The 14,867-nt window shown below is 44.9% G+C and carries 12 protein-coding genes; 6 read left to right on the forward strand and 6 right to left on the reverse strand.

Annotation, left to right across the window (positions count from 1 at the left end; translation table 11 throughout):
* Window positions 1-225: 225 nt before the first annotated feature.
* From EYA81_RS04875 to EYA81_RS04890, 4 genes are all read left to right on the forward strand, one after another.
* Window positions 226-744: a DUF4974 domain-containing protein gene (locus EYA81_RS04875; RefSeq protein WP_117600857.1), complete on the forward strand. Its 519-nt coding sequence runs from the start codon at window positions 226-228 to the stop codon at window positions 742-744.
* Window positions 745-746: 2 nt separating this feature from the next.
* Window positions 747-3,485, forward strand: coding sequence for a TonB-dependent receptor domain-containing protein (locus EYA81_RS04880; protein ID WP_227201683.1), 2,739 nt, complete (start codon window positions 747-749; stop codon window positions 3,483-3,485).
* Window positions 3,486-3,500: 15 nt separating this feature from the next.
* Window positions 3,501-4,643, forward strand: coding sequence for a DUF4249 domain-containing protein (locus EYA81_RS04885; RefSeq protein WP_057087168.1), 1,143 nt, complete (start codon window positions 3,501-3,503; stop codon window positions 4,641-4,643).
* Between the two features lie 291 nt (window positions 4,644-4,934).
* Window positions 4,935-5,288 (forward strand): hypothetical protein, encoded by a 354-nt coding sequence (locus EYA81_RS04890; protein WP_005830102.1) that lies wholly within the window; start codon window positions 4,935-4,937, stop codon window positions 5,286-5,288.
* Window positions 5,289-5,426: 138 nt separating this feature from the next.
* On the opposite strand, the gene EYA81_RS04895 is transcribed toward EYA81_RS04890, so the two are convergent.
* From EYA81_RS04895 to EYA81_RS04905, 3 genes are all read right to left on the reverse strand, one after another.
* Window positions 5,427-6,179, reverse strand: coding sequence for a LytTR family DNA-binding domain-containing protein (locus tag EYA81_RS04895; RefSeq protein ID WP_057097582.1), 753 nt, complete (start codon window positions 6,177-6,179; stop codon window positions 5,427-5,429).
* Window positions 6,180-6,311: 132 nt separating this feature from the next.
* Window positions 6,312-8,342 (reverse strand): histidine kinase, encoded by a 2,031-nt coding sequence (locus EYA81_RS04900; protein ID WP_131225416.1) that lies wholly within the window; start codon window positions 8,340-8,342, stop codon window positions 6,312-6,314.
* A gap of 234 nt (window positions 8,343-8,576) precedes the next feature.
* Window positions 8,577-9,707: a DUF2027 domain-containing protein gene (locus tag EYA81_RS04905; RefSeq protein ID WP_119961184.1), complete on the reverse strand. Its 1,131-nt coding sequence runs from the start codon at window positions 9,705-9,707 to the stop codon at window positions 8,577-8,579.
* 127 nt (window positions 9,708-9,834) lie between these two features.
* On the opposite strand from EYA81_RS04905, the gene EYA81_RS04910 reads away from it, so the two are divergent.
* Both EYA81_RS04910 and EYA81_RS04915 read left to right on the forward strand, forming a co-directional pair.
* Window positions 9,835-11,064 carry an S-adenosylmethionine:tRNA ribosyltransferase-isomerase gene (locus tag EYA81_RS04910; RefSeq protein WP_117966711.1) on the forward strand — a complete coding sequence of 410 codons (1,230 nt, stop codon included), beginning with the start codon at window positions 9,835-9,837 and terminating at the stop codon, window positions 11,062-11,064.
* A gap of 5 nt (window positions 11,065-11,069) precedes the next feature.
* Entirely contained in the window at window positions 11,070-11,573 is a 504-nt protein-coding gene (locus tag EYA81_RS04915) for an NUDIX domain-containing protein (RefSeq protein ID WP_098032152.1), read from the forward strand.
* Window positions 11,574-11,650: 77 nt separating this feature from the next.
* Here the strand turns inward: EYA81_RS04915 and glmM are convergent, their stop codons facing one another.
* The 3 genes from glmM to EYA81_RS04930 all read right to left on the reverse strand — a co-directional run bounded on the left by glmM (window position 11,651) and on the right by EYA81_RS04930 (window position 14,808).
* Window positions 11,651-13,039 (reverse strand): phosphoglucosamine mutase, encoded by a 1,389-nt coding sequence (glmM, locus tag EYA81_RS04920; RefSeq protein WP_117600852.1) that lies wholly within the window; start codon window positions 13,037-13,039, stop codon window positions 11,651-11,653.
* A gap of 25 nt (window positions 13,040-13,064) precedes the next feature.
* Complete coding sequence (locus EYA81_RS04925; protein WP_117600851.1) at window positions 13,065-13,667, reverse strand: DUF4827 domain-containing protein; 603 nt, start codon at window positions 13,665-13,667, stop codon at window positions 13,065-13,067.
* A gap of 103 nt (window positions 13,668-13,770) precedes the next feature.
* Complete coding sequence (locus EYA81_RS04930) at window positions 13,771-14,808, reverse strand: bifunctional oligoribonuclease/PAP phosphatase NrnA (RefSeq protein ID WP_117600850.1); 1,038 nt, start codon at window positions 14,806-14,808, stop codon at window positions 13,771-13,773.
* Window positions 14,809-14,867: the final 59 nt, after the last annotated feature.

A 14,867-nucleotide genomic window follows, 5' to 3' on the forward strand; every position in this document is an offset into this window, starting at 1 on the left:
CCTCGCAAGAAGCCGCGTATGTATGTATGAGATGCACATCTCATGCAGACTTTCCCTATTGATTGAAACAGAGAAGCAAGGAAGTCACACGTAAGCTGGACGGACTTTCACGGACAAAGAGCTTTAGATTAACATTATTTCAGGATATAGGCATAGGGAATTCCTGAAAAGCAGCTGTCTTTACATGCAGGAAAGGAGTCATAGGCTCTTAATAAATTGCCAAAAATGAAAGTGAATAACGAGAATTTCGACAAGGTACTGAACAAACTGGTTGCTTCTACCCGTTCCCCACGAGGACGCTTTACGGCAGAAAACAGCTGGAAGCTGCTGGAAAGCCGTTTGTTAAAGCGCCGCAGCATGAAGCGGTTCTGGATGCGTACAGCCAGTGCCGCAGCCGTAGTCCTGCTCTGTGTAACGAGCTGGGCAGCCTATCAGTTCTTATACGTAGCACCGCAACGGGAAGCCATTCCCACAGAAGCCGTACATACTACCGAGGAAACCCAAGTAATCCATAGCGTACTGACATTCGATCAGCAACCCTTGCAGGAAATCGTTCGTCAACTTTCCGAAACGTTCCGTACCGATATACGTATCGAAGGAGACAGCCTGAAGAACTATCACATGACAGCTACCTTCCGCGAAGGGGAGAGTCTTACAGAAATCCTCGACCTACTGAAGGAAGCCGGTAACTTTACCTATAAAAAAGAAAACAACACCATTATCCTTACTACTAAACTTAACTGACAATGACCAGCTCTACTATCTGTTCGCACCACCGCATCAGAACCGTACTTCTGATGTGTGTGGTTCTTTTAAGCTCCTCACTCCATGCACCAGCACAAAACAAGGAAACACGTATAAACCTGAATATCCGTAACGCAACTTTAGAGAGTTTCGTGAAGCAACTGGAAAATGCAACCGGATTCTCCTTCATCTATGGGGAAGAAGTAAAGCTCACGCACCGCATCACACTGGAGATGAAACAAAAGAACATCAGTGAGATATTGCAACGTGCCTTTGAAAACGAACCCATCACGTTCGAAATATCCGGAAAGCACATTCTACTCCATAAGCGGCCCGTGCCGCAGAAACCCGTTAGCCGTAAGTTCACCATCAGCGGATACGTGACCGACGGAGCGTCTTCCGAGACGCTGATTGGTGCCAATATCCTTGAGAGTCGTCGTTCCACAGGTACTGCCACCAATCCTTTCGGTTTCTATTCCCTCACCTTGCCGGAAGGGGAAACGGAACTGGTTTTCTCCTACCTGGGCTACGAAAGCCGGCATAGCCGGTTCGAGCTGACGAAAGACACCTTGCTCAACGTCAGATTGGACAGTAATAACCAGCTGGCAGAGGTCGTAGTGCTCTCGGACAAGCGGGAGGCCGGCATAGAAAGCACAGCCATGGGAGCGCATGAGATACCGATGACACAAATCAGGCATACCCCGTCCATATTGGGAGAAGCCGACCTGCTGAAGACCATTCAGCTGATGCCGGGTGTGCAAGCCGGCATGGAAGGTTTTGCTGGCATGTATGTGCGAGGGGGAGGTCCCGACCAAAACCTGGTTATGCTGGACGGAATTCCAGTTTACAACGCAGACCACCTGTTGGGAGTATTCTCCATCTTTACGCCCGAAGCGGTAAAGAACACCACACTCTTCAAAAGTTCTTTTCCTGCCCGCTACGGCGGGCGTCTTTCGTCTATAGTAGATGTACGGACCAACGACGGAGACATGCATAAATACCACGGCGCATTCAGCATAGGCCTGTTGACGGACAAACTGCATATCGAAGGCCCTATCTGGAAAGAACGGACCTCCTTCAGTTTCAGCGCACGAGCCATCCCCACCCTATTCTTCAAAAATCTCATTGTAGACAAAGACGACACCTATTCCGACAAATACAACTACTATTTTTACGACGTCAATGCAAAGGTCAATCATAAGTTCAGCGACCGTAGCCGCATCTTCCTCAGTTTCTACAAGGGGAAAGACCACTATCATTATGACAGTGACTACCACGGTGACAATTACGACAACAGCATTAAGAATTATTCCAAGGACAACAGCCATCTGAATTGGGGAAACACCATCGCCTACGGCCGCTGGAACTATGTATTCAACAGCAAGCTGTTTTGCAACACCACCGTCTCATACAACAAATATGAGATGGGGCTGGACGGAAACATAGAAGATACCTATACTGTCGCCAATAAAGTACAAGACAGATACTATTACTCCTCCAAGTTCAACTCCGGTATCCGTGACTGGAGTGCGCGTATGGACTTTGACTACACCCCCATGCCGCAGCACCACATCAAGTTCGGTGCAGAGTACATCCACCATACGTTCCGTCCGGGAATAGCTACCTCGAAAATACAAGATATAGATAATGGCGCCCTCCAGGAAGATACGGTTTACAATACCAGCAACAGCCATGCCATGCGCGGACAAGAAATCTCCCTTTACGCCGAAGACAATTTCAATGTAAACGCCAGGCTCAGTCTGAATGCAGGTGTACGCACATCGCTGTTCCACACACAAGGGAAAAGCTACTATTCGTTGCAGCCCCGCCTTTCCGCCCGCTATGACCTCGGACAAGGATATTCTGCCAAAGCATCCTATACGTGCATGGCACAGTATGTGCATCTGCTGTCCTCTACTCCGCTGTCTATGCCTACCGACCTCTGGGTACCCATTACCAAAGACATCAGTCCGATGTATGCCAACCAGTTCTCCATAGGAGGCTACTATTCCGGACTGCCGGGTTGGGAGTTCTCCGTCGAGGGATATTATAAACAGATGAAACACATACTTGAATATCAAGACGGTGTATCCTTCTTCGGCACCTCTACCAACTGGGAGGAAAAAGTAGAAACGGGCGAAGGCCGCTCCTTCGGTCTGGAACTGATGGCACAGAAAACATTGGGCAAGACTACCGGCTGGCTGGCATATACCCTATCCAAGACCGATCACCGTTTTAAGAACGGTACCATCAACCAAGGCCGATGGTTCCCCTACAAATATGACCGCCGCCACAGCATCAGCCTCAATCTCAGCCATAAGTTCAGTGACCGCATTGATGCAGGAGCTTCCTGGATATTCAATACCGGTGGATGTATCACTATCCCCGAAAAGGCAACAATCATCATCAAACCCGATGGCTCTATTGAGGAAACCGGCTACATCTCCCGGCGTAACAATTACCGCCTTCCCGCCAGCCATCGTTTGAATCTCGGCGTCAACTTCAACAAGAAGACCAAACATGGTATGCGTACCTGGAATATCAGTATCTACAATGCATACAATGCCATGAATCCGAACATCGTTTACAGCAAATACAAAAATGGATACAACGTATACTACGATGATTTCTACGAAAGTATTTATCATGGAAATACCGGGCAGAAGAAAGCTCAAACTGTCATCAAGAAAATAACAATACTGCCTTGTATTCCTTCTGTTACCTATACTTATAGATTTTAAAAACAAATCCGGCATATGAAAACAAAAATGAAATTACACCTTATTATATATATAACTATTGTAGGCTTCCTAACAGCCTGCGAAAACGAGATTCCTTACAATCCCGGACAACAAGATCCGCAAATCATCATGAACGCCTTGCTCGAAACCGGACAAGCTGAGAATGATGTCTATCTCCATTTAGGCGAGGGCTATAGTATTGAGCATTTGAACGAAGCAACTCTTTCCCTCTACATCAATGGCAAAATAGCAGAAACTCCGAAAGCGGTTTCCCCGGAAGAAATTTATGGGCATCTGGAAGGAGAACTTGATAAGGACATTTATGAATCATTACTGAAAAGTATACGTTTCAAGAAATATCGTCTGACCAGCACACTGCATCCCGGCGACAACATACGTCTGGAAGCCACTGCCGAAAACGGGAAATACCATGCCAGTGCCGAGGTCACCGTGCCACAACCGATAGAGAGCCTGCACGTGGACACTTGCCTGGCCTACCTGCGCGAGTACAGCGGACAAACCCTTTACCGCCAATACAAAATTACATTGCAAGACCGCCCCAACGAGAAGAACTACTACCGGCTGGACATTTGGAATGACCGTAGTTACTATTGCAAATGGAAAGAATACCTGGAAGATGAAAACGGCAGCCTCATCAAAGTGGAAGACGAGGACGGCTCTTGGCATTGGGCCTTCATACCCAGAGACACCACCATCCTTGCTCCCCGGCAGAACGAAATCATTAACCGGGAAGATGTTATACTGACTGACGGCCATCCCGGAAACTATGATGATGAAGAAAATGAATTGTTTCCCACCATCAATAACAAATACAATATATTCAATGATAACACTTTCCGTGATTCGTATGCCACATTAAAAGTATATACCCCTCTCTACCAAGAATATTATCCGGTAGAGGGACACTACTACGACCATATATCCCGCAAACAAACCATCACCGTACGGCTGCTTAGCATCACTGAAGCCGAATACCGCTACCTGAAAGCCTTAAACTGCCTGGATGATGGGGATTACGACGATGCTTTAATGGAACCTATCAGTCTGCCTTGCAACGTCATAGGCGGATTAGGCTTTGTGGGAGTCTGCTCGGAAAGCAGAGTAATCATAGAATTGCCCGAAACTGTTTGGCGATAACATTTTGACTAATAAAACCCCTTTTATCCATTATAATAAACTGAATTTCATTTAACCTACATTACATTCGTATTACAAAAAGCATCCAAATAAAGCATTTTCACACTACAAAATTGATTTAAGTCAAGAAATGAAGGTATAAACTACACTTTTTTACTTATCCATTTTTGTGTTATAAAACATATATCTATATTTGCATAGGTAAAAAGAAAAAGCTAAGCGCTTAGAGAGTTTTCAATAGGTATTAGATTGAGATTAGTTTTTAGGAATAACAATTAAAAAGTAGGTATTATGAAACGTTTAGGATTAACATTAGTGGCAGCAGTCTGCCTGACTGCTACAACATTTGCAGCAGGAAACCAACCTACAACTGCAAAATGGGAAGGTAATATCAACATAACAAAGTTGAGCAAGTATTTGAATCTGGATTCCAACCAGCATGAAGAAGTGGCAAACATCTGCGAATATTTTACAGAACAGATGGAACGCGCTACAAATTCCAAGAAGAATCAGGAGAAGTTACTCCGTAATGCAGTTTATGGTAATCTGAAGTTGATGAAAAAGACTCTGAATGAAAAGCAGTATGCTGATTATGCCAGAGTATTAAATGTCACACTGCAGAACAAAGGTATCGAAGTGAAATAAGCTTCGCTTCTGATGAATACGAAAATTGTATTTGATAAATAAAAAGGCATTGGACTTTAAAGGTTCAATGCCTTTTCTTTACGTCAACGCCACCAAAGTCTGCGGCGTCAACTCCCTAACCAAATAATTCTTATCACTTTACAAGCAGAATCTGTCTTGCAGTTCTTTCTTATACTTTCTGGAAACCAGCAGTTCCGTCACTTTGTCAAATGGTGGATAAAGCATACATTTGCTATCCTTTATAATCATCAGATAATCAATATTGATAATATACGATTGATGTATCTGCACGAAACTGGATGAATATTGAGTAATCTGCTCAGCAGTCATTCCGCGACGCAGCACCAATGGCGGCTGGTTGTTTAGTATCACCTCCCACTGTTTACGCTCGGAGCAATAGCGAAAAAAACCGATTTCAGCCGGACGCAATGCACGCATATCATTGGTTGGCGTAAATACGATAAATGTCTGTCCGGTATGCAACGGCGCACCAATGGGATATGACATTCTCTGCCCAGCTTCTGCCTGCTCTACAAAACGTGCAAGAATATCCCGAAACTCCTGCTCTTCAAAAGGTTTCAACAGATAGTCGAACGCAGCCTCCCGGATAGCCTGAACCATATACTTATCATAAGCCGTATAGAAAACAATCCGCATGTTCCATGAAACACTGCCACGTATTTCCTGCAGTAGTTCCATTCCTGTCATATCCGGCATTTCCACATCCAAGAACAACAAATCCGGCTGTACCTTGGCAATGAGTTTTTTCCCTTGCTTGCCATTACGGGCAGTTCCCTTCAAAGAAAAGCGTGCATCCTTTCCCAATTCAAAACTCAGATTCTCAAGAGCCACCTCATCGTCGTCAACTATTGCAACCTTATATTTATCCATGTTTCTTTTATGTTTTTCTTTTCGCGAATATATACATAATCCTGCTCCCATACAAAGCAACAAGAAGCCATTTACGGACTATTTATCCGTAAATATGCCTATCCTTGCAAAAAACGAGATTAAACGGTTCTTTTAAATCCTGTAATCGTAGTTGTCTGGCAACCAGAAAGTCACCTCACATCCCATCTCACCACTCTGTAGAGAGACATTGTGCACTGAAACATCAATGGCCTCCTTATTCTTATTGTTGAGAATCTGAATGGTCTGCATAATGACTTTCATTCCCGTCCCCGTGCCCCAGTTCCGACTGTCTGGACGATAACCGCCACCATTATCCGTTATCTTTATACAGATACCGTTTCCCCGGCGACAGACCGAAACCCAAAGATTACGTTCACCTTCCTTCTCGCGCAACGCATGCTTCACTGCATTTTCAACCGGAATTTGAATCATCATAGACGGAATCCTTATTTGCTCCGGCTGCACATCCTTTTCTATCTTCAGTTCCGAATGAAAATCCGGACCTAAAGAACGGCGTTCCAGATTAATATATGTTTTCACAAAATCCAGCTCCTCTGCCAAGGTTACACACAGTTGTTCCGCCAATTCCAGATTGCGACGCATCAGTTTTACCAGCGACGAAAGCTCTTGCTTTTCTTCTACATTCCGCTCCGCCATCTCCCAGTTCAGCACATTGAAGATGAAATGAGGGGACAAGCGGTTACGGATATTCTCCAGACGAAGTGTAGAGACTGTGCGATGATTCCGTGCAAGCAACAAAGCACGTTTCTTTTTGCTGTACAGATAAAGAAAAACCGCCGTCAATATAGATACAACAGCTACAGCAAACACGACAAACTGTGTCTGCCTCAGCACCAGCACCTCGTTTTTCTGCTCCTGAAGCAAAACCCGATGTGCCATCAAGGTAGAATCCTGCTGATAACGCAAAGTCAAGTCTGCCGTACGCATCCGGACACGCTCATTCCTGATAGAATCATCAAGCAGGTTGTTCCTCTGCAGATAGTGATAAGCCCTCTTGTAGTTGCCGGTTTCCTCGTAAAACTGCTGAAGGTATTTATTACGGATATGTACCATATCAGGGTCGATGCCCGGAGGAACTACACTCTCGGACAATAAACGGCGTGCTTCTTGAAAGTCTTTCTGAAGCAGGGCTAATTCTATTTTCTGCGTATCGATATAATATAGTGCAGTACTCACCCCCATTTCCTCAAAAAAAGGTTGGCATTCATTTATATATTTAACAGCCAAATCAACCATATTCAGTTGAAGATAACAGTCTCCCAAATTCAACCTCCCCAGATTAAGTTCAAAACTCATATCATCATATCCTTCGACTAAATCAATAACCTTTTGGAAATATTTTATCGCTGTCTGGTAATCCTCCCTATAATAGTAAGAAGTCCCTCTATTATTCAAATAAATATATTTTTCATAAGGCAGCATACTGTCATAGCTTTCCCCTGCCAGATTATAATAGTAATCACACTGTTCGAAATCACGCATGGTAACATATACTTGTGCCAAACCATAATAAATGGGAGGTTTCTTGGTAGAAGCTACATGCAAAGAGTCACACATCAACAAAGCTCTCCTATACCAAGCTGCCCCTATATCCAATTTTCCTAAACGGTTATTCGCATCAGCAAGATTCATCAAAATATCCGGCACCACTTCAATCCTAGTCCCTCTCATCCGTAATTCATAAGCCTTCCGGAAGCAAATTTCGGCAGAATCCATATTCCCAACGCGTGCAAAGATATTTCCCTTCATATTGAAACATTCAGACTCCAAATCTGCCATTTGAGAAGAACTATGCTGCCTTTCAATAAAGTCATGTATCTGCTGGATTACGATTTGCGCCGAATCAAGCTGTGAAGTAATCAAATATGTTTTCAGTGTCATTGCCAGATAATTATATTTGACCAAGCTATCCTTTGCCTCTTCCATCTTTTGAAGAGCCTTCAACCTCACCTTTCGGGGCACAATGGCCACAGAGTCTCCATTTATACGGGAAAAATCCTCAAAAGCTCTCATCTCTGTGTATACGTCCTCTTCATCTCCGGGCGCACAAGCCCCTAGAAACACAAGCCCTAATATCCAATAAATGTAAAATCGAATTCGCTTATCCATCCTCTCTCCCATGTTTCCCGTAATTAGATTATTTATTCAATACATCTACAAACTTAAAATATTTTTGCGAAATGCCGTCAAGTATAAGGCGTATTTCTCAGCCATAAAAGAGCATACGTTACCGCTTTATTAAAACGAAACAAAAAATCACATCATAGTACAATATTTAGCTAATAAGCCATCAAAAATAATGAATAGGGCATTCCAACGTTTGAACTGCCCTATTCACTATTCAAATACTTGATTTTATTTAATCGTCACCATCGTCGCCCCAAATCCGTACTCCTGGAACGAAGCATCCTGGTGGCGGCAATTGGAATATTTACGTTTCAACTCATCCAATAGCGCTTTACGAAGTACACCATCCCCCTTGCCATGAATAAAGACGATGCGTTGTTCGCGCTTTTTCTTGTATTGTTCCATCACTTCACGAAACTTGTCCAGTTGGTAATTCAATATTTCACTGTTGCTCATGCCGCAGGTGTCATCCAGCAACTCGCCGATATGCAGGTCAATCTCGACAATCCCATTCTTGCCCCCACGTTTGATGACCGTCTGCGGTTTGGATGGAGTATCTGCCGTTTTTTTCTGTATCAAAGCCTCCTTCAGTTCCTCTGCCGAAACATACACCTGCTTGGCAGGCTGGTCATTCCGGACAATATCATACACCAAGGCCGGTGTTTCAAAGAAAACCGTCTGCTGGAATGTATGCAGTTTATAGAACTTTACCATATCTATGCGGACTTCCACACTGACAGCCGGTTTCATTGTGAACGCACGGTTATCTTTGAATGCCACCAGCTGTACCATCACACGTTCACGGTCGTTCAACTCGGACTTTTCGAACTCCTCCAGCAGAAGTTTCGTATTCGGCTCTATCAAACCATGCGAACGGACTGTCCAGGACTTTCCTTCAGCACTCGAATAGGTATAATACATATAATAATTACTGTCGTTCACCAAATATGCCTCGAAAGGTGTAGTGCTGACAGCCTTGATATCCTCCGGAACAAAAGCCAGAAAAACATTCAGGATATCTCCGCCTTTCATCTCGGGCTGACGATAAACAGATATCTGCGGTTTCTCCAAACGGACCGTTTGAGGCTCTGAAACCTGAGACTCCATAGCAGACGGCCTTGCCGCAGTAGCAGTCGTACGCAATTGTTGCTCTTCTTCCCGCTTCTTCTTGGCAGCCGCTTTGGCTGCCGGAGTGGGGATATTATAATCATCGGTCTCTATCACCACACATTCGTTTATGGGCATCGGTATGTCAAAACCGTCGGCATCTTCCACCAACACGATGTTTTTCCCTTGAAATCCTGTCACAACACCACCCCCAACTTCGCTGAGGAAACGAACTTTATCTCCTATCTTCATAGTAACGTATCTTTTAGTTTGTCTTTTCCTACTTTCTTCCTGCAAAGTTAGGAATTATTTCCCTTATTCTTCAAATCTTCCCAAATATCCGTACCTTTGCAGCCGATATAATAAAGAGAAAGCCATCATGAAAGAAGACCCCAGACATATCAGAATCAGCGAATTCAACTACCCATTGCCGGACGAACGCATTGCAAAGTTCCCATTGTCCGTACGTGACCAGTCCAAACTGTTATTGTATCGCCACGGAGAAGTTTCAGAAGACAGATTCACTTCACTGCCGGAGTATCTGCCATCGGGAAGCCTGATGATATTCAACAATACCAAAGTCATCCAAGCACGCCTGCATTTCCGGAAAGAAACGGGAGCACTGATTGAAGTATTCTGCCTAGAACCTATACAGCCGAACGACTATGCCCTCAACTTCCAGCAAACCGAGCATACCGCTTGGCTCTGCATGGTCGGCAACCTGAAAAAATGGAAAGAAGGCATGCTAAGACGTGAGATGACCGTGAAAGGCAAACCACTCACCCTGACCGCCGAACGGGGCGAATGCCACGGAACCAGCCATTGGGTAAACTTCCGCTGGAATAATCCGGAAGTGACTTTTGCCGACATTCTCGAGGTCTTCGGTGAATTGCCCATCCCTCCCTACTTGAACCGGGAAACCCAGGAAAGTGACAAGGAGACTTACCAGACTGTCTATTCCAAAATCAAAGGTTCGGTGGCTGCCCCTACAGCGGGACTGCATTTCACCCCACGCGTATTGGACGCATTGCGCAATAAAGGAGTAGAATTGGAAGAACTGACACTCCATGTGGGAGCCGGAACCTTCAAACCGGTGAAAAGTGAAGAAATAGAAGGGCATGAAATGCATACGGAATACATCTCCGTCTCGCGCAACACATTGGAAAAACTCATAGCGCACGACGGCAAGGCAGTGGCCGTAGGGACAACTTCGGTGCGCACATTGGAAAGCCTCTATCACATCGGAGCCACCTTACTGAATAATCCCGAAGCCACGGAGGAAGACTTGCACGTCCACCAATGGCAACCTTATGAAATGTCTGCCAAGGCTGCCACCACCCCTGCAGTAGAAGCCCTGCAAGCCATTGTCGCCTATCTTGACAAGCATAGTATGGAGACTCTGCATACCAGCACTCAAATCATCATCGCCCCGGGATATGAATACAAAATCGTGAAGGCTATGGTGACTAATTTCCACCAACCGCAAAGCACCTTGCTGCTGCTCGTATCAGCTTTCGTACACGGCGACTGGCAGAAGATTTATAACTATGCACTGGCACATGATTTCCGCTTTCTGAGCTATGGAGATTCATCATTATTAATACCCTAAACACAATGAACCACGATAACAATCAAGAGATGTTCCCCCTTGTCGACGAACAAGGCAACATCATAGGTGCCGCCACCCGTGGCGAATGCCATAACGGTAGCAAACTGCTGCATCCGGTAATCCATCTTCATGTATTCAATTCCAAAGGTGAGCTGTATCTGCAGAAACGTCCCGAATGGAAAGACATACAACCGGGGAAGTGGGACACCTCCGTAGGCGGACACGTCGATTTAGGTGAAAGTGTAGAGATGGCGCTGAAACGCGAGGTACGCGAAGAACTCGGCATTACCGACTTTGTTCCCGAAACCGTCTTGCATTATGTCTTCGAGTCTGCCCGCGAAAAGGAACTGGTCTTCGTACACAAAACGGTCTACGACGGTGAAATACATCCCAGTGACGAGCTGGACGGAGGACGTTTCTGGAGCATTGATGAAATCAAAAAAAGCATAGGCAAGGAAGTCTTTACTCCAAACTTTGAAGAAGAGATAGAGAAAGTCATCGAATTGTAGCAGCAATAAATACTCCCTAAAAAAAGTCCCACTCTCCAAAAAAAAAGTGGGACATATAACAGTCATTACAATCAGTCTTATTTTGCCAGGTCTTCAATCACCTTCATAATCTGCTGACCGATTTCCTCGGCAGCTTCTGGTGTACCGGCCTCACTATAAACGCGGATAATCGGTTCCGTATTGCTTTTACGCAGATGAACCCATTTGTCGGGGAAGTCAATCTTCACACCGTCTATATCATTGATTTCTTCATTCTTATACAGCTCCTTCACCTTGGCAAGAATAGCATCTACATCTGTTTCAGGAGTCAAGTCTACACGATTCTTTGCCATGAAGTATGCAGGATAGGATGCACGGAGTTCGCTCACCTTCTTGCCTTCGTGTGCCAGATGGCTCAAGAACAAGGCAATACCTACCAAGGCATCACGTCCATAGTGGCTGGCCGGATAAATTACCCCACCGTTTCCTTCGCCACCGATAACGGCACCTACCTCCTTCATTTTGGTAGTTACATTCACTTCACCTACGGCGGAAGCGTAATATCCTTGCCCATACTTGCGAGTTACATCGCGCAAGGCACGGGTCGAACTCAAATTGGATACCGTATTGCCCGGAGTATGTTTCAATACGTAGTCGGCAACAGTAACCAGTGTATATTCTTCACCGTACATCTTGCCGTCTTCGCAAATCATTGCCAGGCGGTCTACATCAGGGTCTACAACAAATGCAACATCTGCCTTCCCTCCTTTCATCAGGTTCATGATGTCACCCAAGTTCTTTTCCAGAGGCTCGGGATTATGCTGGAAGTTACCGGTCGGTTCGCAATAGAGCTTCTCTACGTGCTGAACACCAAGTTGTTCAAGTAGTTGCGGCAGAATAATACCACCTACAGAGTTTACACAATCGATGGCTACACGGAAGTTTGCCTTTCGGATAGCTTCCACGTCTACAAGGTCAAGCGCCAATACGCTGTCGATATGTTTCTGGTTGTAGCTTAAATCCTGACGGTACGAGCCGAGTTGGTCCACTTCGGCATAATCGAATTCTTCGGCAGCTGCAATGCGGAGTACTTCCTGACCTTCGGCAGCGTTCAGAAATTCGCCCTTTTCATTCAACAGTTTCAACGCATTCCACTGCTTGGGATTGTGTGAGGCAGTCAGGATAATACCTCCACTGGCACCTTCCATGGTTACAGCCAGCTCGGTAGTCGGAGTAGAAGCCAAATCAATGTCCACTACATCCCAGCCCATACCCATCAAGGTACCGACTACTACGTTCTTGACCATCTCGCCAGAGATGCGGGCATCACGCCCTACCACGATTTTGTTACTTTTTACAGTACACGTCTTACGAATCAGGGTAGCATAAGCTGAAGTGAACTTCACAATGTCGAGCGGATTCAATCCCTCGCCGGCACCACCGCCAATGGTTCCGCGGATTCCAGAAATAGATTTGATTAGAGTCATAGGTTAATGATTTAAAATTTATAGGTTAGTTCCAAATTTGGAATTTATGTATATCGTAATAATAAGGATACACTTGTTGCATGGCAGTCTGTTGCCCCATCTTAGATGGTACAATCAGTTTCACATGCGCCCCATCACGTACATAATTCAAAGCGACCAACCAACCGGCAGGCACGGACGATCCATAATATGCAAGCATATATCCTTGTGTAAAAAGTCCGGCTATAGATGAAGAAGTAACCGTATATCTGAATTCATCCACAACTGTCGGATTATTCAAATTAGATGAAGTCACCGCCTTTTCTATCAATCCATATTCTTCATAACGCACCAAAACCAAATCATTCGGTTTAACTGTATCTGCAGGATTCGTCGAACCTTTATCCACAATCTGCATATACACCCCGCTTGCCAGCTGCACATACTCATTCCTGCTTACATCCGTTGTCGAATCTTGCGCATAGAATTCACTTTGAGAAATAACGACAATACTACTGTCTTTGATAAACGCTTTGATGGCATCTTTTTCTTCCTCAAGCATTTCGGCATAAGTTTTAGAATTATCGCATGCCTGGAAGGCTAAACAAACTGCAAGTAAGGCAAAAAAGAATAAAGTAAGTTTCTTCATTTCTGTTATTTAGTAATTTCGTACAAAAGTATCTGATTTCCTTGAAAGTTGAAAGCTGCGGATAGAAAGTTCGTAACTTTTAACCTTTACAACTGAACTTTTTTTATCCTTTGGCATTCAGCAGCGGTTTGTATTTCTCCAAAGCCTGCTCAAAGACCTTGCGGGCCTCATCCATCGTTCCATAAAATTCACCGCCGGAAGCATTCAAATGACCACCGCCGCCAAAGAACTCGGCAGCCAGCTGATTGCAAGGGAACGTACCGACCGAACGTAAAGAAATCTTTATCATCGGCTTCTCCGTATCTTCACGCAGGAAACAAGAGAAAATCACCCCTTTGATGCTCAAAGGAATGTTCACAAACCCTTCACTATCTCCACGCACATAGTCAAATTGGCTTTGTTCGGCTTTAGTCAAGGAAATTAAGGCTGCATGATAGTCCGGATAGACCTTCATTTGTGACAAGACATATCCCATCAGGCGCAGACGGCTTTCTGAATAAGTATTGAACACTCTGCGGTAAATCTCGTCCTTATCAATACCTTTCGACAACAGTTCGCTGATGATGAAATAGATTTCCCGATTATTGGAATTATAGGTGAACCCGCCGGTATCGGTCATCATGCCCGTATAGATACATTCCGCACCTTCCCTTGAAATGTCACTGAAATAGCCCATACGGCAAATCAGGCGGAAAACCAGTTCCGAAGTGGAAGATATCTCCGGATGGGAGATGATAATCTTGCAGAAATCCTCCGGATGGAGATGATGGTCTATCAGTATTTTTCTTGCCGGGGATGCAAGAACAGCGTCACCCATGGCATCTATACGATGGATAGCATTAAAATCCAGACAACAAATGACATCCGCCTCGGCAATCAGCTTGTCGGCAAACTCCTTGTAGCGGTCGTACAGAAGGATGTCCTTGCTCCCGGGCATCCATTTCAAGAAGTCGGGGAAAGCGTTCGGCACAATAACATTCGCCGTCTTTCCCTGCGAGCTGAAGAAGTGCCACAAGCCCAGAGAAGAGCCGATGGCGTCCCCGTCGGGGCCCACATGCGAAACGATTACTATCTTGTCTGCACGGTCAAACCATTTGGTGAAATGGTCTATCTTGGATTGTTCTATTACTTTGGTCAACATATATTTATTTACTATTTGACGATTGACTATTTACTATTTGGCGTTTATAACAAATTGAA

The sequence above is a fragment of the Bacteroides sp. A1C1 genome (assembly GCF_004328515.1).
Lineage (GTDB): Bacteria > Bacteroidota > Bacteroidia > Bacteroidales > Bacteroidaceae > Bacteroides > Bacteroides uniformis.

Coding starts and splice junctions, on each gene's coding strand:
- EYA81_RS04875 (WP_117600857.1), top strand. CDS start 226: ATGAAAGTGAATAACGAGAATTTCGACAAGGTACTGAACAAACTGGTT.
- EYA81_RS04880 (WP_227201683.1), top strand. CDS start 747: ATGACCAGCTCTACTATCTGTTCGCACCACCGCATCAGAACCGTACTT.
- EYA81_RS04885 (WP_057087168.1), top strand. CDS start 3,501: ATGAAAACAAAAATGAAATTACACCTTATTATATATATAACTATTGTA.
- EYA81_RS04890 (WP_005830102.1), top strand. CDS start 4,935: ATGAAACGTTTAGGATTAACATTAGTGGCAGCAGTCTGCCTGACTGCT.
- EYA81_RS04895 (WP_057097582.1), bottom strand. CDS start 6,179: ATGGATAAATATAAGGTTGCAATAGTTGACGACGATGAGGTGGCTCTT.
- EYA81_RS04900 (WP_131225416.1), bottom strand. CDS start 8,342: ATGGGAGAGAGGATGGATAAGCGAATTCGATTTTACATTTATTGGATA.
- EYA81_RS04905 (WP_119961184.1), bottom strand. CDS start 9,707: ATGAAGATAGGAGATAAAGTTCGTTTCCTCAGCGAAGTTGGGGGTGGT.
- EYA81_RS04910 (WP_117966711.1), top strand. CDS start 9,835: ATGAAAGAAGACCCCAGACATATCAGAATCAGCGAATTCAACTACCCA.
- EYA81_RS04915 (WP_098032152.1), top strand. CDS start 11,070: ATGAACCACGATAACAATCAAGAGATGTTCCCCCTTGTCGACGAACAA.
- glmM (WP_117600852.1), bottom strand. CDS start 13,039: ATGACTCTAATCAAATCTATTTCTGGAATCCGCGGAACCATTGGCGGT.
- EYA81_RS04925 (WP_117600851.1), bottom strand. CDS start 13,667: ATGAAGAAACTTACTTTATTCTTTTTTGCCTTACTTGCAGTTTGTTTA.
- EYA81_RS04930 (WP_117600850.1), bottom strand. CDS start 14,808: ATGTTGACCAAAGTAATAGAACAATCCAAGATAGACCATTTCACCAAA.